At 66.9% G+C, this 24749-nt stretch carries 20 protein-coding genes and 2 pseudogenes; 21 read left to right on the forward strand and 1 reads right to left on the reverse strand.

Translation table 11 applies throughout. The annotated features are described in order from the left end of the window. Positions 1-207: 207 nt before the first annotated feature. The 18 genes and pseudogenes from ACZ9CK_RS06690 to dnaE all read left to right on the forward strand — a co-directional run bounded on the left by ACZ9CK_RS06690 (position 208) and on the right by dnaE (position 21462). A complete protein-coding gene (locus tag ACZ9CK_RS06690) occupies positions 208-1845 on the forward strand; it encodes a UDP-N-acetylmuramoyl-L-alanyl-D-glutamate--2,6-diaminopimelate ligase (protein WP_426303429.1) in 1638 nt (545 codons plus the stop codon). A gap of 6 nt (positions 1846-1851) precedes the next feature. Continuing rightward, complete coding sequence (locus ACZ9CK_RS06695) at positions 1852-3342, forward strand: UDP-N-acetylmuramoyl-tripeptide--D-alanyl-D-alanine ligase (RefSeq protein ID WP_476049572.1); 1491 nt, start codon at positions 1852-1854, stop codon at positions 3340-3342. Continuing rightward, entirely contained in the window at positions 3339-4448 is a 1110-nt protein-coding gene (gene mraY, locus ACZ9CK_RS06700) for a phospho-N-acetylmuramoyl-pentapeptide-transferase (protein WP_426302992.1), read from the forward strand. The genes ACZ9CK_RS06695 and mraY overlap by 4 nt, the downstream gene beginning before the upstream one ends. Continuing rightward, positions 4430-6046, forward strand: a complete 1617-nt coding sequence (gene murD, locus ACZ9CK_RS06705) for a UDP-N-acetylmuramoyl-L-alanine--D-glutamate ligase (RefSeq protein ID WP_476049573.1) — start codon at positions 4430-4432, stop codon at positions 6044-6046. The genes mraY and murD overlap by 19 nt, the downstream gene beginning before the upstream one ends. A gap of 2 nt (positions 6047-6048) precedes the next feature. Then, positions 6049-7317, forward strand: coding sequence for a putative lipid II flippase FtsW (ftsW, locus tag ACZ9CK_RS06710; RefSeq protein ID WP_476049574.1), 1269 nt, complete (start codon positions 6049-6051; stop codon positions 7315-7317). 6 nt (positions 7318-7323) lie between these two features. Then, positions 7324-8430 carry an undecaprenyldiphospho-muramoylpentapeptide beta-N-acetylglucosaminyltransferase gene (gene murG / locus ACZ9CK_RS06715; RefSeq protein WP_476049575.1) on the forward strand — a complete coding sequence of 369 codons (1107 nt, stop codon included), beginning with the start codon at positions 7324-7326 and terminating at the stop codon, positions 8428-8430. Continuing rightward, positions 8427-9798 (forward strand): annotated as a pseudogene (gene murC, locus ACZ9CK_RS06720) (UDP-N-acetylmuramate--L-alanine ligase). The gene murG and the pseudogene murC overlap by 4 nt, the downstream one beginning before the upstream one ends. Continuing rightward, on the forward strand, positions 9791-10717 hold the full coding sequence (locus ACZ9CK_RS06725) for a cell division protein FtsQ/DivIB (protein WP_476049576.1): 927 nt from the start codon (positions 9791-9793) through the stop codon (positions 10715-10717). The pseudogene murC and the gene ACZ9CK_RS06725 overlap by 8 nt, the downstream one beginning before the upstream one ends. Positions 10718-10944: 227 nt before the next feature. Next, complete coding sequence (gene ftsZ / locus ACZ9CK_RS06730; protein WP_426302998.1) at positions 10945-12174, forward strand: cell division protein FtsZ; 1230 nt, start codon at positions 10945-10947, stop codon at positions 12172-12174. A 20-nt stretch (positions 12175-12194) separates the two neighbouring features. After that, positions 12195-12884, forward strand: coding sequence for a purine nucleoside phosphorylase YfiH/LACC1 family protein (locus ACZ9CK_RS06735; protein ID WP_476049577.1), 690 nt, complete (start codon positions 12195-12197; stop codon positions 12882-12884). Next, entirely contained in the window at positions 12877-13632 is a 756-nt protein-coding gene (locus ACZ9CK_RS06740; protein ID WP_476049578.1) for a YggS family pyridoxal phosphate-dependent enzyme, read from the forward strand. The genes ACZ9CK_RS06735 and ACZ9CK_RS06740 overlap by 8 nt, the downstream gene beginning before the upstream one ends. 85 nt (positions 13633-13717) lie before the next feature. Beyond that, complete coding sequence (locus ACZ9CK_RS06745; RefSeq protein WP_426303001.1) at positions 13718-14251, forward strand: cell division protein SepF; 534 nt, start codon at positions 13718-13720, stop codon at positions 14249-14251. 103 nt (positions 14252-14354) lie between these two features. Continuing rightward, the gene (locus tag ACZ9CK_RS06750; protein WP_426303002.1) at positions 14355-14642 is read left to right on the forward strand and encodes a YggT family protein; all 288 of its coding nucleotides are present in this window, start codon (positions 14355-14357) and stop codon (positions 14640-14642) included. Positions 14643-14805: 163 nt separating this feature from the next. Then, on the forward strand, positions 14806-15522 hold the full coding sequence (locus ACZ9CK_RS06755; RefSeq protein ID WP_426303003.1) for a DivIVA domain-containing protein: 717 nt from the start codon (positions 14806-14808) through the stop codon (positions 15520-15522). A 92-nt stretch (positions 15523-15614) separates the two neighbouring features. After that, positions 15615-16172 (forward strand): annotated as a pseudogene (gene lspA / locus ACZ9CK_RS06760) (signal peptidase II); the annotation flags it as partial. Positions 16173-16228: 56 nt separating this feature from the next. Further along, the gene (locus ACZ9CK_RS06765) at positions 16229-17155 is read left to right on the forward strand and encodes an RluA family pseudouridine synthase (protein WP_426303005.1); all 927 of its coding nucleotides are present in this window, start codon (positions 16229-16231) and stop codon (positions 17153-17155) included. A 98-nt stretch (positions 17156-17253) separates the two neighbouring features. Further along, a complete protein-coding gene (locus ACZ9CK_RS06770) occupies positions 17254-17880 on the forward strand; it encodes a hypothetical protein (RefSeq protein ID WP_476049579.1) in 627 nt (208 codons plus the stop codon). A gap of 24 nt (positions 17881-17904) precedes the next feature. After that, positions 17905-21462 (forward strand): DNA polymerase III subunit alpha, encoded by a 3558-nt coding sequence (gene dnaE / locus ACZ9CK_RS06775; RefSeq protein WP_426303007.1) that lies wholly within the window; start codon positions 17905-17907, stop codon positions 21460-21462. Between the two features lie 26 nt (positions 21463-21488). Here dnaE and ACZ9CK_RS06780 read toward each other — a convergent pair whose 3' ends face one another. After that, positions 21489-21992, reverse strand: a complete 504-nt coding sequence (locus tag ACZ9CK_RS06780; RefSeq protein WP_426303008.1) for a flavin reductase family protein — start codon at positions 21990-21992, stop codon at positions 21489-21491. Between the two features lie 134 nt (positions 21993-22126). Here ACZ9CK_RS06780 and ACZ9CK_RS06785 point away from each other — a divergent pair, with 134 nt between their 5' ends. The 3 genes from ACZ9CK_RS06785 (at position 22127) to nrdR (ending at position 24740) form a co-directional block, all read left to right on the forward strand. Continuing rightward, a complete protein-coding gene (locus tag ACZ9CK_RS06785; RefSeq protein WP_476049580.1) occupies positions 22127-22687 on the forward strand; it encodes a hypothetical protein in 561 nt (186 codons plus the stop codon). A 9-nt stretch (positions 22688-22696) separates the two neighbouring features. Further along, complete coding sequence (hisD, locus tag ACZ9CK_RS06790; protein WP_476049581.1) at positions 22697-24070, forward strand: histidinol dehydrogenase; 1374 nt, start codon at positions 22697-22699, stop codon at positions 24068-24070. 160 nt (positions 24071-24230) lie between these two features. Continuing rightward, entirely contained in the window at positions 24231-24740 is a 510-nt protein-coding gene (gene nrdR, locus ACZ9CK_RS06795) for a transcriptional regulator NrdR (RefSeq protein ID WP_426303011.1), read from the forward strand. The last annotated feature ends 9 nt before the right edge of the window (positions 24741-24749 follow it).

A 24749-nucleotide genomic window follows, 5' to 3' on the forward strand; every position in this document is an offset into this window, starting at 1 on the left:
GCCAGTCCGCCACGCACGCGATCCGGGCGGCACAGCCTGCCGAGTAAGCTTGTGTGGCAGTTGCCCGGCCACACCCTGAGTCCATCTACACCGATCCATCCACGCCGCATCCGGAACCGTTCGCCCTGATTCACCGGGCCCGGCAGCGGCCAGTTCCACGAGCACCATCGGAGACCCACCTTGCCAGAGCAGAATGACGCCGTTCAGATCCCGTCCGGGAACCACGCGACGGCGGGAAGCACGGCCGCCGGCAGCCGCGGTTTCCGCCCGGCCCGCGTGTCTCCGGTGCCGCTGCGGGAAATTGCCGAGGCGCTGGGAATCCAGGCGCCCGCAGGGAGCGCCGGCGTCGCCGTCACTGGCGTCTCGCTCAACTCCCGGACCGTGGAGCCGGGCGATCTGTACCTCGCCCTGCCCGGTGCCAGCCGGCACGGCGCGGAGTTCGCAGCACAGGCCACAGCCGCCGGGGCGGTCGCCATCCTCAGCGACGACGACGGCGCGCAGCGGCTTCTGGCCGACGGCGGCCCCGGCGTTCCGGTGCTGTCCGTCCGCGAGCCGCGTACCGCCGTCGGGCCGGTTTCAGCGCTTGTCTACCGCAGCCAGCCGGCAGGGGAAGCCTCGCCCACCCTGTTCGGGGTGACCGGCACCAACGGCAAGACCACCACCACCTACTTCATCAACTCGCTGCTGCGTGCCCTGGGCAAGACCCCCGGCCTGATCGGGACCATCGAAATCCTGGCCGGCGCCGAGGCCATTCCGAGTCTGTTGACCACCCCTGAATCCCCGGACGTCCACGCCCTCCTGGCGCTGATGCGGGAGCGGGGGCTGGACGCGGCTTCCATGGAAGTGTCCTCCCATGCGGTGTCCTACCGCCGCGTGGACGGGGTGATGTTCGACGTCGCCGGTTTCACCAACCTCACCCAGGACCACCTGGACCTGCACGGCAGCATGGAAGAGTATTTCCGCACCAAGGCGGAGCTGTTCACTCCTGCCCGATGCCGCCGCGCAGTGGTGATCGTCGACGACGACTGGGGCCGGACCCTCGCGGCGGAAACAACCGTGCCGGTGACCACGCTGTCCCTCCGTCCCGCCGTCGAAGGCCCCGAAGCCGACTGGACCCTTGCCTCCAGCACCCCGCGCGGCCTCGGCAACGGCTTTGTGCTCCGGCACCGCGACGGCGGCGAACTGCGGGCACGCACGGCCCTGCCAGGCGACTTCAACATCGCCAACGCGGCTCTGGCCATCATCATGGTCCTGGCCTCCGGCGTGGGCCGTGAAGCGCTTCAGGCCGCCCTCGAACGGCAGGATCCTTTCGCTGTCGCCGTTCCCGGCCGCATGCAGCTGGTGTCCGAGGCGCCCGCCTCGGTGGTCGACTTTGCGCACAATCCTGACGCCCTGGCCCGCGCGCTCGAAGCCGTGCGCTCCCGCGAGGAAGGCTCCCGGGTGATCGTCGTTTTCGGCGCCACCGGCCAGCGCGACCAGGGCAAGCGCCCGACCATGGGCGCGATCGCCGCCCGCCTGTCCGACGTCGTGATCATCAGCGACGACGACCCGCACGACGAGGACGCCGCCGCGATCCGCGCGGAGGTGCTTGCCGGCGCAGTCGCCGCCCGCGACGCCGAGCAGCTGGCCTGCGAGATCATCGAATCCTTCCCGCGTGACGTGGCGATCCGCAAGGCCGTGGAGCTCGCCACGGAGAAGGACACCATCCTGGTGGCCGGCCGCGGCCACGAAGTCTGGCAGGAAGTCAAAGGCGTCAACCTTTCCCTTGATGACAGGGAAGAACTGAAGGCTGCCTTGACAGCCAGGGGATTCCGGGTTCCAGCAGACGAGCGGATAGAGTCCTAGACCGAGATGATTGCACTGACAGCGGCGGAAATCGCCCACATCACCAATGGCACGCTTGCAGCCGATCCCGGGATCGTTCCCCTCTCCGTGGTGACGGACTCCCGCGAAGCCGGGACCGGGTCGCTCTACGTGGCCAAGCCCGGAGAACACGCGGACGGCCACAACTTCGTCGGAGCTGCCTTTGAACGCGGCGCCGTGCTGGCCTTATCCGAACGGGAAGTCGTCGATGCCGAAGGCCGGCCGTACCCTGCGGTCATCGTCGAGGACGCCGTCCTTGCGATGGGCGCCCTCGCAGCCGAAGCGGTCCGCCGGATCCGCGCGGAGCGTGCCGCAGCAGGCGAACAGTTCACCGTCATCGGTATCACGGGCTCGGCGGGCAAGACCACCACCAAGGACCTCCTGGCCGGAATCCTGTCCAAAGCCGGAAAGACCGTGGCGCCCAAGGGCTCCTACAACGGCGAGGTCGGCGTCCCGCTCACCGTCTTCACCGCCGACGCCGGCACCCGCTACCTCGTGATCGAAATGGGCGCCACCGGAATCGGCCATATCGAATACCTGGCCGGCATGGTCAAGCCGGACATCGGCGTCGTACTCGTGGTGGGTACCGCCCACGCCGGCGAGTTCGGGGGAGTGGAGAACATCGCCAAGACCAAGGGCGAACTCCTCGAAGCCCTCGGCACGGACGGCACGGCCGTTATCAACCTCGACGACCCGAGGGTCGCCGCCATGGCCCCGCGCACTGTCGCCCCGATCCTGGGCACCAGCTCCGCCGGCGCGGACGGTGCCGCCGTCGAGGCCCTGAACGGTGACATCGACGATCTCGGACACCCCGTGTTCGACCTTGTACTGCCCGAAGGCGCCAAGCCGCGTCCGGTGCGCAGCAAACTGATCGGCGCGCACCACCTGGGGAACCTGCTCGCCGCTGCGGCAGCCGCCTACGCCGCGGGCATTCCCGGTGACGACATCGCGGCCTCGCTTTCGGAGCAGAGCGCCGCCAGCCGCTGGCGCATGGAACGCACCGAACGTGCGGACGGCGTCACCATCATCAACGACGCCTACAACGCCAACCCGGAATCCATGCGGGCCGCCCTGCGCACCCTGGCGGACATCGGCCAGGGCCGCCGCACCTGGGCGGTGCTGGGCGCCATGCTCGAACTCGGCGAGGACTCGATCCGCGAGCACACGGCCATCGGAACCCAGGTGGTCCGGCTGAACATTTCCCGGCTCGTCGTGGTGGGTCGCGAGGCGCGGGCACTCTATATTTCGGCGATCCAGGAAGGCTCCTGGGGCGACGAATGCATCTTCGCCGAGACCGCGGACGAGGCGTTCACACTCCTGCAGCAACAGCTTGAACCCGGCGATCTGGTGCTGTTCAAATCCTCGAACGGCGTTGGCCTGAGGCATCTAGGCGATCGGATAGCATTAGCCCCACAAGCCGGGGCAAGCGTGGAAACTGCGGCCGTTACTGCCGCCAATGAAGGGAACGAGCTGCTGTGATTGCACTGTTGATCGGCGCCGGCGTCGCCCTGTTGGTGGCCCTCATCGGCACCCCGTTGTTCATCCGTTTCCTGGTCGCGAAGAGCTACGGCCAGTTCGTCCGTGACGACGGACCCACCTCGCACCACACCAAGCGCGGCACCCCCACGATGGGCGGCACCGTAGTGGTGGCGGCGGTCCTCATCAGCTACGGACTAACCCACCTCATCATGTGGATGATGAATCCGCGTTCGCCCGGACCGTCCGTGTCCGGCCTGCTGCTGCTGTTCCTCATGGTCGGCATGGGCTTCGTGGGCTTCCTCGATGACTTCATCAAGATTTCCAAGCAGCGCAGCCTCGGCCTCGACGCAAAGGCGAAGCTCATCCTGCAGGGGGTGGTGGGCATCGCCTTCGGCATCCTGGTTCTGCAGTTCCCCAACGCGGACGGCATAACCCCGGCGTCCTACCAGATCTCCCTGGTCCGCGACATTCCGTGGCTGAACCTGGCCTTCGGCGGCACCGTGCTCGGCGCCATCCTCTTCGTGGTCTGGTCCAACCTGATCGTCACGGCGGCCACCAACGGCGTCAACCTCACCGACGGCCTGGACGGCCTCGCAGCCGGTGCCTCGATCATGGTCTTCGGGGCCTACACCCTCATGGGGATCTGGCAGAACAACCAGGCCTGCGGCTCGCCCCGGGAAGCCGGCAGCGGCTGCTACATGGTCCGCGACCCCCTGGACCTCGCCCTGCTCGCGGCCATCATGAGCGCCGCCCTGGTGGGCTTCCTCTGGTGGAACACCTCCCCGGCGAAGATCTTCATGGGCGACACCGGTTCCCTGGCCATCGGCGGTGCCGTGGCCGGCTTCGCGATCCTTTCCCGCACCGAGCTGCTGCTGGGCATCGTCGGCGGACTGTTCGTGCTGATCACCCTTTCGGTGATCATCCAGGTGGGCTACTTCAAGGTCACCAAGGGCAAACGCTTCTTCAAGATGGCCCCTCTGCAACACCACTTCGAGCTCAAGGGCTGGGCCGAGATCACCGTGGTGGTGCGCTTCTGGATCCTTTGCGGCCTCTTCGTCGCGGCTGGGCTCGGTATTTTCTACGCTGAATGGGTGGTGCTGCTGTGAACACGAACGACCGGTACGGAAACGAGCGGCTCAAGGACCTCACCAGCTGGGATGCTGACTGGCGCGGCCTGCGGGTGGTGGTCACCGGTATCGGCGTGTCGGGGTTCTCCGCCGCGGACACCCTGATCGAACTTGGCGCCCGCGTGGTGGTGGTCGACGCCGCCACCACCCCCAAGGCCGAAGCCCAGGCGGACACCCTGAAGATCGTCGGCGCCGTGGATGTCCTCCTCGGGCCGGACGCCGTGCTCACCGTCCCCGAGATCGACGGCGAGAAGCCCGAACTCGTGGTGACCTCCCCGGGGTGGCGGCCGGACCAGTCCCTGCTCGCCGCGGCCAAGCGTGCGCACATTCCGGTATGGGGCGACGTCGAACTCGCCTGGCGGCTGCGGGAACGCAAGGGCCGCAAGACGGCGGACTGGCTCACCATCACCGGAACCAACGGCAAGACCACCACCGTGGGTATGACCGAATCGATGCTGCAGGCTGCGGGCCTGAAGGCGATCGCCGTCGGCAACGTCGGCACCCCCATCCTGGACGCCCTCCGCGACCCGGTCGACTACGATGTGTTCGCCGTCGAGCTCTCCAGTTTCCAGCTGCACTGGAGCGAATCGCTGTCACCGGTAGCAAGCGTCTGCCTCAACGTCGCCGAGGACCACGTGGACTGGCACGGCTCCTATGAGGCATATCTGGCGGACAAGGCCAAGGTCTTTGAAAACACGCGGATTGCCTGCATCTACAACGCGGAGCAGATCGAAACCGAGCGCATGGTGGAGAACGCCGACGTCGTGGAAGGCTGCCGGGCTGTCGGCTTCACCACGGTGACGCCCGCCATCAGCATGCTCGGCGTCGTCGAAGGCCTGCTGGTGGACCGGGCATTCATCGCCGAACGCAAGGACTCGGCCGCCGAGCTCGCCGCGCTGTCCGATCTCGGGCCCGTGGCGCCCCGGCACCTCGTTGCCAATGCGCTGGCCGCCGCGGCACTGGTCCGCGCCTACGGTGTGGAGCCCGCGGCCGTGCGCGAAGGCCTCAAGCATTACCTGCCGGGCAAACACCGCATCCAGCCAGTCAGCAAGCACGGCGACGTCCTGTGGATCAACGACTCCAAGGCCACCAACCCGCACGCTGCTGCCGCCGCCCTGGCCGCATTCGAGAACGTCGTCTGGATTGCCGGAGGCCTTTCCAAAGGCGTCAACTACGACGACCTGGTCAGGGACCAGGCGCACCGGCTCAAGGCCGTGGTCCTTATCGGTACCGACACGGAAGCCCTGGAAGCCTCCCTCCAGCGACACGCAGCGGATGTCCCCGTGATCGGGCAGCCCAAGGGCGAAACTGAAAAGGCGCAGACCTCCGGTACGGACGCATCCGGTGCTGACGGCAAGGAACTTTCGCCGATCTTCGGCGACACCGTGATGGCCCAGGCTGTTGCCGCAGCTGCCCGGGTCGCCGTGCCGGGCGACACCGTGCTGCTGGCTCCGGCAGCCGCCTCAATGGACCAGTTCTCGTCCTACGCCCACCGGGGCGACGCATTCATCCAGGCAGTTCGCGATCTCGTGGAAGGCGATCCCGCGGAAGGCACGGCACAGACCACCGAGGAGTAGCAATGGTCACCACGCCCACCCGCCAGGCACCCGCCAAGAAGGCGGCCCGGCAGACCAGAGGGCTTCGGGACCGCCTCCGCAGGATCTGGGACGGCATCGAAGGCAAGGGCGCGGCAGCCAACAGTTCCACCTATTACCTGATCCTTGGCTGCACCCTGGCCCTCACCGCGATCGGTATCATGATGGTGCTCTCCGCCTCCAGCGTGGAGGCCATCTCGGTAGGCAGGTCACCGTACGCGGATGCCATGAAGCAGGCCGGTTTCGGCGCGCTCGGCGTAGTTGCCATGTACCTCATTTCACGGACCAACGTGACCTGGATGAAGCGGCTTTCCTGGCCGGCCATGGGCGCGGTGGCCGTACTCCTTGTCCTCGTCCAGGTGATCGGCCGCAAGACCCTCGGCAACCAGAACTGGATCGACGTCGGCGGGGTCAGCATCCAGCCTTCGGAAATCGCGAAGCTGGTCCTCTGCGTCTGGATCGCCACGGTGCTGGCCCGCAAGGAGAAGCTGCTCCACCGCTGGATGCACGTGATCATCCCGGTGGTGCCGGGTGCCGGACTCATCCTTGGCCTGGTCCTGTTGGGCAACGACCTCGGCACCGCCATCGTCGTCATGGCGATCATCGCGGCCGGCCTGTTCTTCGCGGGCGTGCCCGGGAAGATGCTTGCCATCGCCGGCGCGGCCGGCGCGGTCGCCGCCACCGTGTTGACCCTCAGCAGCGCCAACCGCATGTGCCGCATCACCTCCTGGCTCGGCAACGCCTCGGACACCTGCAAGGCGCAGTTCGACTTCGACTTCCAGTCCACCAACGGCATGTACGGCCTCGCCCAGGGCGGTTGGACCGGTCTTGGCCTGGGCCAGAGCCGGCAGAAGTACAACTGGCTGCCCGAAGCCCACAACGACTTCATTTTCGCGATCATTGGCGAGGAACTGGGCCTGTTGGGCACCATCGTCGTCCTGCTGCTTTTCGCGATCCTGGGCATCGCGATCTTCCGCGTGGTGATCCGTCAGACCGACCCCTTCCAGCGCACCCTGGCCGGCTCCATCATGGTGTGGCTGCTGGGCCAGGCGAGCATGAACATGGCTGTGGTCACCCAGCTCCTGCCGGTCATCGGTGTGCCCCTGCCGTTCATTTCCTATGGCGGCTCGGCGCTGTTGATGTCCCTGTGCGGCGTGGGCGTAGTGTTGTCTTTGGCCCGCGCCCAGATCGCACCGGGCAACCGTCCCCGCCTGTGGCGCAGATCCGCGAAAACTGCACGAAAGCGTAGATAGCACTTCATGAATTCCCAGTCGAAGCCACTATCAGTGGTGCTTGCCGGAGGCGGAACCGCCGGCCACATCAGCCCGATGCTCGCCATTGCCGATGCCCTGAAGGCCGCCCGCCCCGACGCCTCCTTCCTGGCGGTCGGCACCGCCGAAGGCATGGAAAGCCGCCTGGTCCCGGCTGCCGGCTACGAACTGGCCACTATTGGCAGGGTCCCGTTCCCGCGCCGGCCCTCGCTGGCGATGCTGAAGTTCCCGGCCCGTTTTGCCGGTGCCGTGAAGCAGGCCGGCCGCATCCTGGACGAAGCCGGAGCGGATGTGCTGGTGGGAGTCGGAGGCTATGTCTGCACTCCGATGTACCTGGCTGCCCGGAAGCGGAACATCCCCATCGTCATCCATGAGGCCAACAGCCGCCCCGGCCTGGCCAACCGCGTGGGTGCCCTGTTCAGCCGCCACATCGCCGTGGCCTTCCAGGAAACCCGGCTGCGGAACGCCCGCCACGTGGGCATGCCGATGCGCAAAGCGATCTCGGGCCTCGACAGGCACTCGGCCCGCGCGGAGGCCCGCCGGGCCCTGGGCCTGGCCGAAGACCGGCCGGCCCTCATTGTGACGGGCGGCTCCTCAGGCGCCCAAAGCATCAACCGCACCATCTCCGGTGCGCTGGACGCCCTCGCAACGGCCGGCGTCCAGACCCTGCACATCACCGGACGGGGCAAGGAAGTCAAGGACGACGGCGGCGCGCTGCTCAGCGCCGACGGCTACCGGCAGGTCGAGTACGTCGACGGCATGGAAAACGTCTACGCCGCCGCCGACGTGCTGCTGGCCCGCGCCGGCGCGGCGACAGTGTGCGAGGTGGCCGCCGTCGGCGTTCCCGCCGTCTTCGTTCCGCTGCCGGTGGGCAACGGTGAACAGGCCCTGAACGCCCGCGCCCTGGTGAACGGCGGCGCCGCCCTCCTCGTTGAGGACAAGGCCCTCACCGCCGAGTGGCTCGAGCGCGAACTGATCCCGCTGCTCGGCGACCGGCAGCGCCTCGAAAACATGGCCGCCAAGGCCGAAAGCCTCGGCATTAGAAACGCCGATCAGCGGATGGCTGATCTTGTCCTGGAAGCGGTATCCGAATGACCCAGCCCATCGCAGACCTCAACTCCCTTGGCCGGGTGCACTTCATCGGGATCGGCGGGGTCGGCATGTCTGCCGTCGCCCGGATCATGGTTGCCCGTGGCGTGAATGTCAGCGGCTCCGACGCCAAGGACCTGCCCGTCATGCGCGAACTCGCCGCAGCAGGAGCACGGATCGCAGTCGGCTACGCCGCGGAGAACCTGGGGGACGCCCAGACCGTGGTAGCGGGCTCCGCGATCCGGCAGGACAAACCCCGAACTGCTTGCCGCCCGGGCCGCCGGCCTGCCGGTGCTGCACCGCTCGGAGGGCCTTGCAGCGACCATGGGCACTGACCGTGTGGTGGCGGTGGCCGGAACCCATGGCAAGTCCACCACCACCTCCATGGTCACGGTGCTGCTGCAGCAGATCGGCCTTGACCCCTCCTTCGCGATCGGCGCCAATGTCCCGGCGCTCGGCGTCAACGCCGCCAGCGGCCGTTCGGACATTTTCGTGGCCGAGGCCGATGAATCCGACGCCTCCTTCCTGAACTACCGGCCGCTGATCGCCATCGTCACCAACGTCGAGGCCGACCACCTGGACCACTACGGCACGCCCGAGGCCGTCTTCGCCGCGTTCGACGCTTTCGCGGCCTTGTTGCCGGCGGACGGGCTATTGCTCGCCTGCGCGGACGACGACGGCGCCCGCGCCCTCGCTGCCCGGGTCCGGGCCGCGGGGGCCACCCGGGTCATGACGTACGGAACCGCCGACGACGCCGAGGTCCGACTGTACGACGAGGGTGCAGACGGCACCTGGGTCGGCCTGGCGGGCGAAAAGCAGCGCCTGGAGCTCCAGGTCCCCGGCCGCCACAACGCGCTCAACGCGACGGCAGCCTTCGCTGCCGCCGTCGAACTCGGCGCGGAGCCCGCGGCCGCAGCCGCCGCCTTGGCGCACTTCAGCGGCGCTGCCCGCAGGTTTGAGTTCAAGGGCGAAGGCAGGGGAGTGCGCGTCTACGACGACTACGCCCACCACCCCACGGAGGTCCGTGCCGCCCTCTCCGCCGCGCGCACCGTCGCCGGGGGCAAGAAGGTGCACGTCCTCTTCCAGCCGCACCTGTTCTCCCGGACCCGCGAGTTCTCCCGTGAATTTGCCGAAGCACTCAACCTGGCGGACACCGCCATGGTCCTGGACATCTACCCGGCCCGCGAAGATCCCATCCCGGGCATCACCAGCGCGCTGATCACGGAGCACCTGCGTTCCGGACGCCTCGTTGCCGCCGACGACGCCGTCGGGGAAATCGTGGCCGGCGCGGCGGAGGGCGACATCATCCTCACCGTGGGCGCCGGTGACGTCACGGCCTACGGGCCCCGGATCGTGGAGCGACTGCGTGGCTAGCACTCGGAAACCCACCTTCAAACCCGGGAGCGGTAGCAAGCCGGGGGCCGAGGCCGGGCCCGGCGTGATCAGCGCGGAGCGGACACTCGAGGGGCAGGCGTCACCCGAAGGCGGACGGCCCGCGGGATTCTCCGCCAGCAAAGCCGCGGCACCTGGTGTTGCTGAAGCCGTCGCGAAGGAAAACACTGCCAAGGAAAACACTGCGAAGGTCCTCGCTTTCCCCGAGCCCAAGGGGCGCAAACGGAAGCGCATCGCCCTCACGACTGCCGCCGTGATCATTGCCTTGGTAGCGGGGTTCCTCGCGGCCGCGGTCTATTCGCCCATGCTCGCCGTCCGCACCATCACGGTGGACGGGGCCAAACTGCTGAAGGCGGACGCCATCCGGAAGGCGCTGGCCCCGGTGGAGGGGACGCCCCTTCCGCAAATCGACGACGCCGAAATCACCCGGCTGCTCAAGCCGCTGGTCCAGGTGCGCTCGGTCAGCACGGAGGCCCGGCCGCCGTCGACGCTGGTGGTCCACGTCGTGGAGCGGGTGCCGGTGGCCCTGCTGAAGAAGGACAGCGACTACCTGCTGGTGGACGTGGACGGGGTCCAGCTGGGCTCCACCAAGGACCCGGCCTCCGTGCCCCTGCCCCTGATTGAGGGCAGTGCGGCCAGGGCCGAGCTGTTCAAGGCCATCACGGCCGTGCTGGCAACGCTTCCCGCGGATGTCCTGGCAAAGATGGCCAGCGCTTCGGCCAAATCCCCGGACGCCGTGGAGCTCAGGCTCATTGACGGCAAGACGGTGGTTTGGGGCAATGCGGAGGAAAAGGAGCTTAAGGCCAGGGTGCTCGAAGCGCTCCTGAAGGCCCCGGCCGATCCCAGGGTTCCGGTGAACGTCTATGACGTTTCCGCGCCCCGGCATCCACTGACGAAATAGCCCCCGCCGGGGTGGCTGAAGCCCGGTAACAAGCAGGCGGCCTCGGGCTAATTTCGGGACATTCACACGACACGCTGAGCCGGTCATTGAATGTCCGATGCCCAGCCCATACCGTCGCATAAGAGTTACTTGACATAACTATAACCTTCAACTAGAGGGTTAAGGTCCAAGGATTCAAGTTGGACTCGATCAGTTTCGCTATAGGACACAAGCAAGGGGCACGAAACGTGGCAGCACCGCAGAATTACTTGGCCGTCATCAAGGTCGTCGGCATCGGCGGCGGTGGCGTGAACGCAGTCAACCGGATGATCGAAGTAGGCCTTCGGGGTGTCGAGTTCATCGCTATCAACACCGACGCGCAGGCCCTTCTCATGAGCGACGCCGACGTCAAACTCGACGTCGGACGCGAACTCACCCGCGGCCTCGGCGCGGGTGCCAACCCCGACGTCGGACGCCAGGCCGCCGAAGACCACGCCGACGAGATCGAAGAGGTCCTGCGCGGCGCGGACATGGTCTTCGTGACCGCCGGCGAAGGCGGCGGCACCGGAACCGGTGGCGCCCCCGTGGTTGCCCGCATCGCCCGTTCCCTCGGTGCGCTGACCATCGGGGTTGTGACCCGCCCCTTCACCTTCGAGGGCCGCCGCCGCGCAACCTCGGCCGAGAACGGCATCGACGCCCTGCGCGACGAAGTCGACACCCTCATCGTCATCCCCAACGACCGCCTCCTTTCCATCAGCGACCGGAACGTCTCCGTCCTTGACGCTTTCCGCTCCGCCGACCAGGTGCTGCTCTCAGGTGTCCAGGGCATCACCGACCTCATCACCACCCCCGGCCTGATCAACCTCGACTTCGCCGATGTGAAGTCCGTCATGCAGGGTGCGGGCTCCGCGCTCATGGGCATCGGTTCGGCCCGTGGCGAAGACCGGGCCGTCAAGGCCGCCGAACTCGCCATCGCCTCGCCGCTGCTCGAAGCGTCGATCGACGGCGCCCACGGCGTCCTGCTGTCCATCCAGGGCGGTTCGGATCTCGGTCTCTTCGAAATCAACGAGGCCGCCCGCCTGGTCCAGGAAGTGGCGCACCCCGAAGCCAACATCATTTTCGGCGCCGTCATCGACGACGCCCTGGGTGACGAAGCGCGCGTCACCGTCATCGCGGCCGGCTTCGACGACGTCAAGGCCACTTCGCCGTCCATGAACCAGCCCGCCGCCCAGCCGGCAGCCCAGCAGCAGGCTCCTGCCGCGCCGGAGCGTCCTGCAGCCCATGCAGCTCCGGCCTACCAGGCGCCGCAGCACGTCCCGGCCGGTGTCGCCAGCTCGGGCCTGAGCAACTGGGGCCAGCAGCGCCCGACCGCGCTGCCCGCCGATTCCGGTTTCGATGTCGACCTTCCCGCCGTGGTGGAACCGGACCTGTCCGGCGGCCGCAGCGACGACCTCGATGTTCCGGACTTCCTCAAGTAACCCCGGGGAGCAAGTCAGCAGTGTTTTGGTGGCGTAAGGAAGTACGGCCCGGACTGTGGGTCGCCTTCACCGATGCCGACGCCGGCAACCTTGCCCTGCACGTGGGCGACGACCCGGACGAAGTCCTGGTGCGACGGGCCCGGCTGGAATCAGCAGCCGGGCTCGGCGACCGGAATTTCCGGTACATGTCCCAGGTACACGGCAACACCGTGTGCTTCGTCGGGGAATCCCCCGAACCGCCCACCGCGGATGCGATGGTCTCCACCGGGCAGCCCCTTGCCGTGATGGTGGCCGACTGTGTTCCTGTGGTCCTGGCGGGTGAAAGTGCCCAGGGGCCGGTGCTCGGTGTTGCCCACGCGGGCAGGCCGGGCGTTGCGTCCGGCGTGGTGGCCGCCACTGTCGGCGAAATGCGGCAGCGGGGCGCTGAGGACATCAAAGCCTGGATCGGCCCCTCGATCTGCGGGAAGTGCTATGAGGTTCCCGGGGAGCTCCGGGCCGAGGTCGCTGCGGCCGTGCCCGGGACCTGGTCCGTGACTTCCTGGGGAACGCCGGCGCTGGACCTGCCGGCGGGAGTCCGCGCCCAGCTCGGGGACCTCGGTGTCCCGGTTGAATACTCGGGTGAATGCACCAAGGACAGTCCGGGCTTGTTCTCGTACCGCCGCCAGCAGCAGACCGGGCGCTTTGCAGGGCTGGTGTGGACCCATGGCTGAGTCCGGCCCGGCAGGGACCAACGAGGAAGGCGGCATGGACGAGCGGGCGCTTCAACTGCAGGAGCGCCTCACCGCCGTGCGTGCCCGGATTTCCGCGGCGACCCTGGCCGCGGGACGCTCCGTGGAACCGGAGCTTATCGTGGTCACCAAATTCCATCCCGCCGCCGACGTCGCACGCCTGGCCGCCCTGGGAATCCGGGACGTGGGGGAGAACCGCGACCAGGAAGCTTCGGCCAAGGCCGCCGGGCTTACCGAGCTCGGGCTCCGCTGGCACTTCATCGGACAGCTCCAGAGCAAGAAGGCAAAGTCGGTGGTGAAGTACGCACATTCGGTGCAGTCCGTCGACCGCCTCCAACTCGTCGAGGCACTTGCCAAAGCCATGCTTCGGGCCCAGGAGGAAAGCGGCCGCGCCGAACTGGAATGCTTCATCCAGGTCAGCCTGGACGACGACGCCGGGGAGCACCGCGGCGGGACCGCGCCGGCCGCCGTCGGGCAGCTTGCGGACAGCATCGCCTCCGCTGCCGGGCTCCGGCTCGCCGGGGTGATGGCGGTTGCGCCGCTCGGCGCCCGTCCTGAAGACGCGTTCGAAAAGCTCGCCGGGATTTCTGCAGCGTTGCGCGAGGCCCATCCCGGTGCGACTGCGGTTTCCGCGGGGATGAGCCAGGACCTTGAAGCTGCCGTGCGCTTCGGGGCGACACACCTGCGAATCGGCTCCGATATTCTCGGTTCCCGTCCCCCCGTGGGGTAGCGTCAGGGTATTGGAAGCGACGGGCCGAGGCATCCAATCTGAGTCACGGGCGGCCCGCCAACTGCAGACACGATTGGAGTCCAGCATGGCTGGCGCATTGCGCAAGACAATGGTTTATCTTGGGCTCGCCGACGGCGATGAGCACTACGAGTCTGAGCACCACCTGCCGCACAGGGACGAGGAGCACGCCGCCGCTGCCGAGCAGGAAGAACGCCGCGCCCCCGCACCTGTCCGGGAAGCCGTCCGTGAAGTACCCCAAGCCGCCGCCGAAGAGGAATACCGCGCCCCCGTGACACCCATCAAGCGTGCGGCATCGAGCCGCGAAGACAGCTCCGGACTCCGCCAGATCACCACGGTCCACCCCCGCTCCTACAATGACGCCAAGATCATCGGCGAAAGCTTCCGGGACGGGATCCCGGTGATCATGAATGTCACCGACATGGGCGAGGCGGACGCCAAGCGCCTGGTGGACTTCTCCGCGGGCCTGGTCTTTGGTCTGCACGGCAGCATTGAACGCGTCACCAACAAGGTGTTCCTGCTGTCGCCGTCGTATGTCGAAGTCCTTGGCGACGACAAGAAGGCTAGTGAGGCACAGGCCTCGTTCTTCAACCAGAGCTGACGGGCTCCACAGCTTGTTTCAGATGCCAGGCAGGCCAACTGCCTGGCATCTGTGTTGGAATAGAGAACACAGCCGTTGCGATCGAGGAGAACTGAGCTAAGCCGTGGGCATTGTTTTTGGCCTTATTTACATCGCATTGCTGCTGTTCCAGATTTCCCTCATCATCAGGATTGTCTTTGACCTGGTGCAGATGTTTGCCCGGCAATGGCGTCCGCGCGGGGCTGCCCTGGTGGCGGCCCACGTGGTCTATTCCATGACGGACCCGCCCATCAAGCGGATCCGCCGCCTGGTGCCGCCCCTGCAGCTGGGCTCCGTTTCCCTTGACCTGGCGTTCCTGATTGTCTTCATTGTGGTGGTTATCGCCATGGGATTCACCTGGTCGCTGGTGTAGCTTCTTTGTAGGACAGGGACCCGGCAAACTCCGCCGGCCCGGTCCGGTTCCCCGTAATTAGCGCCAAGGGGTGTTGAATTGGGGGAATCAGATGATATTTAGGTACCGTAGGTTTTGAACGGCCGGAAGGCCTCCTGACTGACTAGACCAACGAGGTGACCAGATGGCTTTGACGCCAGAAGACGTTGTCAACAAGCGCTTTCAGCCGACCAAGTTCCGTGAGGGCTACGACCAGGATGAGGTTGACGATTTCCTTGACGAAATCGTCGTCGAACTGCGCCGCCTGAACCAGGAGAACGACGAGCTGCGCAAGAAGCTCGCCGAGGCTGGAACTCCCGTCGCTGCCAACGCCACCCCGGCACCGGTCGTTGAAAAGGTCCCTGCTCCGGTCAAGGCCGACAAGGACGCAGAAGCCAAGGCCAAGGCGGAGGCCGAAGCAAAGGCTGAAGCGGAAGCCAAGGCCGCCGAAGCGGAAGCCAAGAAGAAAGCGCAGGCCGCCGCTCCGGCCGCACCCGCACCCGCCGCCGCAGCTTCGGTCGCTTCCCCCTCCGCCGAGTCCGCCGCAGGCCTGCTGGCCATGGCCCAGCAGATGCACGACAAGCACGTTGCCGACGGCGAGCAGCAGAAGGAAAAGATCATCGCCGAGGCGCAGATCGAAGCTTCCACCCTCGTCAACGATGCGCAGGACAAGTCCCGCAAGATCCTCGGCGCACTTGAGCAGCAGCGCTCCGTCCTCGAGCGCAAGGTGGAGCAGCTCCGCGGCTTCGAGCGCGACTACCGCTCCCGCCTGAAGGCCTACATCGAAGGCCAGCTGCGCGACCTCGACGCCCGTGGTTCGGTCGCCGCCCCCGAGGTCGGCGAAGCTGCCGCAGAGGTCTAAGCAAGTATTCTGAAAGCCGGTGGCTGAGGACTCCTCGGCCACCGGCTTTCGCTGTTAAGCGCAGCACCCCACAGCCCCCGGATGAAAGCACTATGAGCGACGAACACAACAGCGGCACCACGGAACCGGACCGCACCATACGCCGGACCCCCCGACCGGGGCTGCTTTGGCTCTTCGCGGGCTTTGCGGCATTCGCCTACGCCTTTGACCAGCTGACCAAGCTGTGGGTCACCAGCACCATGGTGGAAGGGGAACGCATCCCGGTCCTGCCCCCTTTGCTGCATTGGTACTACATCCGCAACTCCGGGGCGGCCTTCTCGATCGGCGAGAACGTCACCTGGGTCTTCACGCTCGTCATGGCCGGGGTGTCCGTGGCCATTTTCTTCCAGCTGCGCAAACTCGGTTCGGTCTGGTGGGCCCTGTCCCTCGGGCTGCTGCTCGGCGGCGCCCTCGGCAACCTGACGGACCGGCTCTTCCGTGAGCCTTCCTTCGCCATGGGGCACGTCGTGGACTTCATTCAGCTGCCGAACTTTGCGATCTTCAACGTCGCAGATTCCGCGGTCGTCAGTGCGGTCGTGGTGATCTGCCTGCTTACCCTGCGCGGGATCGGCCTGGACGGGTCAAAGCAGCAGCCGGCGGCTAAGCAGGCTGACAGCGGACCAGACCGAAACGAACCAGACCGAAACCGACCGGGAAGCGTCCGGCGATGCCTGAGACCTTCCACGTGCCTGAGGAACTCGGTGGCGCCCGCGCCGATGCCGGTCTGGCAAAGCTCATGGACATTTCGCGTTCCGCGGCCGCCCTCTTGCTGGCCGAAGGCAACGTCAGGGCGGGCAAGGCGGTCCTGGCGAAATCCGCCAAGCTCACAGCCGGCTCCGTTCTGTCAGTAACCGTTCCCGAGCGCCGGGACCCCTTGGAAGTCGTGGAGGAAGTAGTGGAAGGCCTTAACATCCTGCTGGACGATGAGGACTTTGTCGTCATCGACAAGCCCGTGGGTGTTGCGGCGCATCCGTCACCCGGCTGGGTGGGCCCAACCGTCGTCGGAGGCCTTGCAGGCGCCGGGTACCGGATCTCCACCTCGGGGGCTGCCGAGCGTGCCGGGATCGTGCACCGGCTCGACGTCGGAACCTCCGGGGTGATGGTGGTCGCCAAGACCGAGCACGCCTACACCGTGCTCAAGCGCGCCTTCAAGGAGCGGACCGTCGACAAGGTCTACCACGCTGTGGTCCAGGGCCTGCCGGAGCCCCTCGAAGGCACCATCGACGCCCCGATCGGCCGCCACCCGGGCCACGACTGGCGCTTCGCCGTTATCGAGGACGGACGCCCCTCGGTGACCCACTACGAGGTCCTGGAAGCCTACGGCAAGGCCAGCCTCGTGGAGGTGCACCTGGAGACCGGACGGACGCACCAGATCCGGGTCCATTTCTCGGCTCTGCGGCATCCCTGTGCAGGTGACCTCACCTACGGTGCCGACCCGCGCCTGGCAGCCACGCTCGGCCTCACCAGGCAGTGGCTGCACGCCCGGAGGCTCGGCTTCGCCCACCCCCGCAGCGGCGACTGGGTGGAGGTCACCAGCCAGTACCCGGCGGACCTCCAGTACGCGCTGGACCTGCTGGCCAGCGGCGACGCCTGAGCCACCACGGCACGTCCTTGGTCCGTTGACCCTGCCCCGGGCCGGGGTTACGGTGTGTGCATCATTGGCGCGTCCAGCCGCGAGGCAGGAGGCTAGGGATGCAGACAAAGCAGCGGATGCAGACAAGGCAGCGAGGAAGCCTTTCCCGGCCGGCGGCGGCGGTTGTCGCCGGAACCGTACTCTGGTTTGCCGGCATCACCCCGGCGCAGCGCGTTTACACCACCCGGGACGCGGCACGCCGCCTCGAGATCCTTGAGCACTCCGGTCCGCGGTGGGTGGCCGGGCAGCATGTGGCCGCGATGGGGACGGCGGCCGTACCGGTGGCCTTCGCCGCCTTGGCCAAGGAGTTTCCCCGCGGGCGGGCCCGCGGCCTGGCCGGGACTGCGGCGGCCGCCTTGCTCGTGGGGGCTCCGATGTTCGTCTGGTGCCTGGCGGACCGGGGGAGCGACATCGAGCGTTTCGCCTACCGCCGTGGCGCAGCCTGGCCCTTTGCCTTCTACGCCTGGTCGCATGTGGCCGCCCTCGCCGCGCTTGCCGGGGCCTTCGCCGCGCTGCCCGCTCCGCGCCCATCCCGGACGGCGTTTGCCCTGGCCGGAACGTCCGCCGCCTCTGCCGCCGTGCTGGCTGCTACCGGGGATATTCCGCCTTTCGTGTTCTACCTCGCAGAGGGTGCGGCGGCCGCCGTGCTGCTCCGGTGGACACCCGACGACGGCGGGGACGGCTGAGCCGCTCGACGGTAGACTGGCGTGGTGACTTCCAGCAATGCCTCGTTCGTCCACCTGCACACCCATACCGAGTACTCGATGCTGGACGGGGCGGCCCGGCTTGGCGAGTTGTTCAACGAGACCGAGCGGCTGGGAATGCCGGCCCTGGCCACCACCGACCACGGCTACCTCTTCGGTGCCTTCGACTTCTGGAAGAAGGCCACGGACAAGGGCATCAAGCCGATCATCGGCGTCGAGGCCTATGTCACCCCCGGCACCGCCCGCACGGACAAGGAGCGCGTACGGTGGGGCGATGAAAGCCAGCGCAAGGACGACGTCTCCGGTGGTGGCGCCTACACCCACATGACATTGCTCAGCTACAACAACGTGGGCATGCGGAACCTCTTCCGGGCCTCCTCGATCGCTTCGCTCGATTCGGTCTTCGGCAAGTGGCCCCGCCTGGACCGGGAACTGCTGAACACGTATTCCGAAGGCCTGATCGCCACCACCGGCTGCCCCTCCGGCGAAATCCAGACCAGGCTCCGCCTCGGCCAGTACCGTGAGGCGCTCGAAGCCGCCGCGGAATTCAGGGACATCTTCGGCGCGGAGAATTACTTCTGCGAACTCATGGACCACGGCCTGGACATCGAACGGCGGGTCACCGGCGACCTGCTGCGCCTGGCCAAGGACCTGAACATCCCCCTGGTGGCCACCAACGACCTGCACTACACGCACGAACACGATGCCAAGGCCCATGAAGCCCTGCTGGCCATCCAGTCCGGCTCGACGCTGCTGGAGCCCACCTACGACCAGGGCGGCTCGCGCTTTGCCTTCTCCGGCAGCGGCTACTACCTGAAGTCCCCGCAGGAGATGCGGGAACTGTTCCGCGACCATCCGGAGGCCTGCGACAACACCCTTCTCATTGCCGAGCGATGCGAAGTGTCCTTCAACACGGGCGCCAACTACATGCCCCGCTTCCCCTGCCCGCCGGGGGAGGACGAGACCTCCTGGCTGGTCAAGGAAGTGGCCAAGGGCCTGGAGTACCGCTACCCGCAGGGCGTCCCGGACAAGGTCCGCAAACAGGCGGACTATGAACTCGACGTCATTACGTCCATGGGCTTCCCGGGCTACTTCCTGGTGGTTGCCGACTTCATCAACTGGGCCAAGAACAACGGCATCCGGGTGGGTCCGGGGCGTGGTTCCGGCGCCGGTTCCATGGTCGCCTACGCCATGCGCATCACCGACCTGGATCCGCTGGAACACGGCTTGATCTTCGAACGCTTCCTCAACCCGGACCGCGTGTCCATGCCCGACTTCGACGTCGACTTCGATGATCGCCGCCGTCCCGAGGTCATCGACTACGTGACCCGGAAGTACGGCGACGAGCGCGTGGCCATGATCGTCACGTATGGCACTATCAAGACCAAGCAGGCGCTCAAGGACTCCTCCCGCGTGCTCGGCTACCCCTTCAGCATGGGCGAGACGCTCACCAAGGCCCTGCCGCCCGCCGTCATGGCCAAGGACATCCCGCTCGCGGACATCCAGAACCCGCAGGCGAAGCGCTACGGGGAAGCCGGGGACTTCAGGCAGCTGATCTCCACGGACCCCGAAGCCGCCAAGGTCTTCGAGACCGCCCTCGGCATCGAGGGCCTGAAGCGCCAATGGGGCGTCCACGCCGCTGGCGTGATCATGTCCTCGGACCCGATCATCGACGTCATCCCGATCATGCGCCGCTTCCAGGACGGCCAGGTCATCACCCAGTTCGACTACCCCACGAGCGAAGGCCTCGGCCTGATCAAGATGGACTTCCTGGGACTGCGGAACCTGACGATCATTTCCGACGCCCTCGAGAACATCAAGCTCAACCGCGGCATCGAACTGGACCTTGAAACCCTGGCCCTGGACGACGCGGCGTCCTATGAGCTGCTGGCCCGCGGCGACACCCTGGGCGTGTTCCAGCTCGACGGCGGGCCCATGCGTTCACTGCTCAAGCTGATGAAGCCTGACAACTTCGAAGACATCTCCGCCGTGCTGGCCCTGTACCGTCCGGGCCCGATGGGCGCCAACGCGCACACCGACTACGCCCTGCGCAAGAACAAGATCCAGGACGTCATTCCGATCCACCCGGAGCTGGCCGAGCCGCTGGAAGACATCCTCGGCGGCACCTTCGGCCTGATCGTGTACCAGGAACAGGTCATGGCCGTGGCGCAGAAACTGGCGGGCTACTCGCTCGGCCAGGCAGACATCCTGCGCCGTGCGATGGGTAAGAAAAAGAAGGAAGAGCTGGACAAGCAGTTCGCCGGCTTCTCCCAGGGCATGCAGGACAACGGCTACTCCATGGAGGCGGTCAAGACCCTCTGGGACATCCTGCTGCCGTTCTCCGACTACGCCTTCAACAAGGCGCACTCCGCGGCATACGGCGTCATCTCGTACTGGACCGCCTACCTGAAGGCGCACTACGCGCCCGAATACATGGCCGCCCTGCTGACCTCCGTGGGCGATGACAAGGACAAATCGGCCATCTACCTGAACGAGTGCCGGCGCATGGGCATCACCGTGCTGCCGCCGGACGTCAACGAATCCGCCCTGACCTTCACCCCGGTGGGCACCGACATCCGTTTCGGCATGGGCGCCATCCGCAACGTCGGCTCCAACGTCGTCGATTCCATGGTCACGGCCCGCCAGGAGCAGGGCCGCTACGAATCGTTCTCGGACTTCCTGATGAAGGTTCCCGCCGTGGTGTGCAACAAGCGGACCATCGAATCCCTTATCAAGGCCGGCGCCTTCGACTCGCTGGGGCACTCCCGCCGCGCGCTGGCGATGATCCACGAAGAAGCGATCGACTCCGTCATCACCCTCAAGCGCAACGAGGCGATCGGCCAGTTTGACCTGTTCGCCGGCTTCGAGGACGACAAATCTGAGCCTTCCTTCACCACCGACATCCCGGACCTGCCGGAATGGGAAAAGAAGGACAAGCTCGCATTCGAGCGGGACATGCTGGGACTCTACGTCTCGGACCACCCGCTGCAGGGCCTGGAAGGCGTGCTCAGCCAGCACGCCGAACAATCCATCTCCTCGATCATCGCCGAAGACGGCCCCCACGACGGGGCGATCGTCACTATCGCGGGCATGATCACCTCGCTGAGCCGCCGGATCGCCAAGGCGAGCGGCAACGCCTACGCCAGGGCAGAGATCGAAGACCTGGGCGCATCGATGGAGGTCATGTTCTTCGGGCAGGTCTACGGGCCGATCGCTTCCGTCCTCGCCGAAGACCTGATCGTTGTGGTCAAGGGCCGGCTCCAGCGCCGCGACGACGGTGCCGTCACCTTGAACTGCATGGAGCTTTCGGTCCCGGACTTGAGCGAGGGCGTGAACGGGCCGCTGGTCATCACCATGCCCACGCACAAGGCCACCGAGGCGGTTGTCACCGAACTGAGGGACGTGCTTGGCAACCACCGCGGCAATTCCGAGGTCCGGCTGAACCTCCACGGGGACACGAAGATCGAGGTGATGGCCCTGCCGATCCATCTGCGGGTGAACCCGAACCCCGCGTTGTTCGGGGACCTGAAGGTGCTGCTCGGCCCGGCCTGCCTGGATAGCTGACTGCCTGGACAGCTGGGCGGCCGGGCTCAGATTTCGTAGTCGAGCGGGACGGGTTGCCCGTAGCTGCCCGAGTGGTACAGCAGCGGGCTCCCGTCCTCGCCCACCTGTCCGTCCACCACTTCGACGACGACCACCGCGTTGTTCTCGAAGGAAAGACGCATCTGGATCTTCCCGATGAGCCAGCCGGTGACGTTTTTCAGCAGCGGCACCCCGAAGGGGCCAGGCTCCCAATGGTCGCCTTCGAAGCGCTCTATGCCGCCGCGGGCGAAACGGTCCGCCAGGGCTTCGTTTTCGTGGCCGAGCATGTGCAGCCCGATGTACGTAGAGTTCGCGATGGCCGGCCAGGAGCTGGAACTGCGCGACATGTTGAAAGTGAAGCGGGGCGGCTCAGCGGACAGTGAGGCCACCGACGTCGCGGTGAATCCAAAGGGGCTGCCGTCCAGGTCCGCGGTGATGATGGAAACGCCCGCAGCGTGCCGCCGGAACATTTCCTTGAAGGTTCCCACGAAGGACGGGACGTCCGCAGCCATGGCCAGCTCCTGCTCGAAATCGTGATGGTGCTCTTGGGATCAGCGTATTCCCACGAGCCTCCGTGGGGGTATTCCGAGTATCCCGGCAACGCCTTGTTGCGGCCGTGAACGCAATGTTTGTTAATGTGGCACCCATGACCCTGCCTGCGTATGAGAGCACCGGACCCGCCCGGAACGGGATCCCGGCCGATGAAGGCGGGGAATCCGTACGGCGGGGCCGGGCCTGGCTGTGGTTCGTCGTGCCCGTGGCCGCCGGAGCCCTACTCGGCATTGCCTGGTGGCTGCTCGCGCCGGGTGGAGCCAACCTGCTCACCCGCGACGCCGCCCTCGCGGACCCCTCGACACCCCTGACGCGGCTTCCCCGGGACCTGGTGCTGGCCGGCTTGCTGCTGCTTGCCGGCTGTTTCACCGCCGTGCTGCTCGATTCGAGTCCGCCGGACAAGCGCCGCGGACTGCGGACCTTCCTGGCCGTTGCCGGGGGACTGGCGGGCGCAGCCGTGGCCTGGCAGTCGGGCATCCTGGCCGCAGGATGGTGGGGCTCCTCCGGCCGGGTTCCTGCCGGCGAAGATGGCTTCACCCTCCGTTCCGTCGTCGTGCTGCTCGTCTGGCCCCTGGCTGTCGCGCTGCTGGCTTTCCTCTACAACCTGATCGGCCTGCTGAGCCGGGGACCACAGTCCGGCGGGCAGGCACACTAAAATGGCCGGGTGACCATTTCTCCGGAGAACCCAGCCGCCACCCCTACCGAGTCCCTTGAGTTCCGCAGCATCGACCTGCGGGGCCGCGCCCTTTCGCTCGCGGAACTGCGTGCGGCCGTGCCGCGGGCTCGGCATCAGACGGTGGCCGACGCTGAACAGAAGGTACGGGAGATCATCGCGGCTGTGCGTTCCCGCGGTTTTGCCGCGCTGGGCGAGTTCGCGCTGGCATTCGACGGCGTCGAGCAGGCCCACCCGCGCGTTCCGGCGGCGGCACTCGCCGAAGCCCTTGAGAGCCTCGATCCCGCGGTCCGTTCCGCCTTGGAAGAATCCATCAGCCGTGCCCGGCAGTTCGCCACCGCCCAGCGTCCGGCAGACGTCGACGTCGAACTCGGCGACGGTGCCGTCGTCAGCCAGAACTGGGTGCCCGTTGGCCGCGTCGGTCTATACGTGCCAGGAGGGCTGGCAGTGTATCCGTCGTCCGTGATCATGAACGTGGTTCCCGCCCAGGCGGCAGGCGTGCCCTCGGTGGCCCTGGCGTCGCCGCCGCAGAAGGAGTTCGGCGGCCTGCCCCACCCCACCATCCTGGCCGCTGCCGCGCTGCTCGGGATCGACGAGGTCTACGCCATCGGCGGTGCCCAGGCAGTAGCCGCCTTCGCGTACGGCATCCCGGGCGCGGATGGTGAGGAAGCCATTGAGCCGGTGGACGTCGTCACCGGTCCCGGCAATATCTTCGTGGCGACGGCCAAGCGCCTCGTCAAGGGCGTGGTGGGCATCGACTCCGAGGCCGGCACCACCGAAATCGCCATCCTCGCCGACGGCACTGCGCGTCCGGACCTCGTGGCCGCGGACCTCATCAGCCAGGCCGAGCATGATCCGAAGGCGGCATCCGTGCTTGTCACGGATTCGCCGGACCTGGCTGCGGCCGTGGACGCCGAGCTCAAGCGCCAGGCCGCCCGGACCAAGCACCGCGAACGGGTGGTGACGGCCCTCTCCGGGCCGCAGTCCGGCGTCGTGCTGGTCGACAACCTGGACCAGGGTATCGCGGTGTGCGACGCATACGCGGCCGAGCACCTGGAGATCATGACGGCGGACGCGCCGGCGGTTGCCGCGCGGATCCGCAACGCAGGGGCGATTTTCGTCGGTGACTACAGCCCCGTCAGCCTCGGCGACTACTGTGCCGGCTCCAACCATGTGCTGCCCACCAGTGGCACTGCGGCGTTCTCCTCCGGGCTCAACGTCACCACCTTCCTCCGTGCGGTTCAGCTCATCAACTACAACCGGCAGGCGCTGGAAGAGGTCAGCCGGCACATTGTGAGCCTGGCCGGGGCCGAGGACCTCCCTGGCCACGGTGACGCCGTCACAATCCGCTTCGCGGGGGCATAAGCACTACATATACGGCGGGCCGCACTACATGTAGTAGTTACATGCTTGTCATTAGCCTGCGTGCGAACGTAAAATGGTGGCGGAAGCATTGCTTCCGCCACCATTGCTTTTCCGGCCCGATCCGGCCGGGAGCCACTGCGGATGAAACAGGGAGGCCGGCGTGTATTGTCCGTTTTGCCGTAACCCCGATTCCCGTGTGGTGGACAGCCGCATGGCCGAAGACGGCTCCTCCATCCGCCGCCGCCGGCAGTGCCCCGAATGCGGCCGCCGGTTCACCACGGTGGAAACCACCAGCCTGTCCGTGGTCAAGCGCTCAGGCGTCGGAGAACCCTTCAGCCGGAGCAAGATCATCAACGGCGTCCGCAAGGCGTGCCAGGGCCGTCCCGTCACCGAGGATGACCTTGCGATGCTCGCCCAGGAGGTCGAGGAGAACATTCGGGCATCCGGTGCGGCCGAGATCGATGCCCACCAGGTAGGCCTCGCCATCCTTGGCCCGCTGCAGAAGCTGGACCAGGTTGCCTACCTCCGCTTCGCCAGTGTCTACCAGGCGTTCGAATCCCTGGAAGATTTCGAATCCGCGATAGCGCTGCTGCGGGAAGAAGCCCAGCTCCGGCACGAAGTCGCCGGAAAGAACAGCAGGAGCAAGGCCGGCGCCAAGGGCGCCCAGTAACTCCATGCA

The organism is Arthrobacter sp. TE26545 (genome assembly GCF_056279005.1).

Coding starts and splice junctions, on each gene's coding strand:
- murG (WP_476049575.1), top strand. CDS start 7,324: ATGAATTCCCAGTCGAAGCCACTATCAGTGGTGCTTGCCGGAGGCGGA.
- ftsW (WP_476049574.1), top strand. CDS start 6,049: ATGGTCACCACGCCCACCCGCCAGGCACCCGCCAAGAAGGCGGCCCGG.
- ACZ9CK_RS06740 (WP_476049578.1), top strand. CDS start 12,877: ATGGCTGAGTCCGGCCCGGCAGGGACCAACGAGGAAGGCGGCATGGAC.
- ACZ9CK_RS06755 (WP_426303003.1), top strand. CDS start 14,806: ATGGCTTTGACGCCAGAAGACGTTGTCAACAAGCGCTTTCAGCCGACC.
- ACZ9CK_RS06785 (WP_476049580.1), top strand. CDS start 22,127: ATGACCCTGCCTGCGTATGAGAGCACCGGACCCGCCCGGAACGGGATC.
- ACZ9CK_RS06780 (WP_426303008.1), bottom strand. CDS start 21,992: ATGGCTGCGGACGTCCCGTCCTTCGTGGGAACCTTCAAGGAAATGTTC.
- ACZ9CK_RS06695 (WP_476049572.1), top strand. CDS start 1,852: ATGATTGCACTGACAGCGGCGGAAATCGCCCACATCACCAATGGCACG.
- ACZ9CK_RS06765 (WP_426303005.1), top strand. CDS start 16,229: ATGCCTGAGACCTTCCACGTGCCTGAGGAACTCGGTGGCGCCCGCGCC.
- murD (WP_476049573.1), top strand. CDS start 4,430: ATGGGTGGTGCTGCTGTGAACACGAACGACCGGTACGGAAACGAGCGG.
- ACZ9CK_RS06745 (WP_426303001.1), top strand. CDS start 13,718: ATGGCTGGCGCATTGCGCAAGACAATGGTTTATCTTGGGCTCGCCGAC.
- ACZ9CK_RS06770 (WP_476049579.1), top strand. CDS start 17,254: ATGCAGACAAAGCAGCGGATGCAGACAAGGCAGCGAGGAAGCCTTTCC.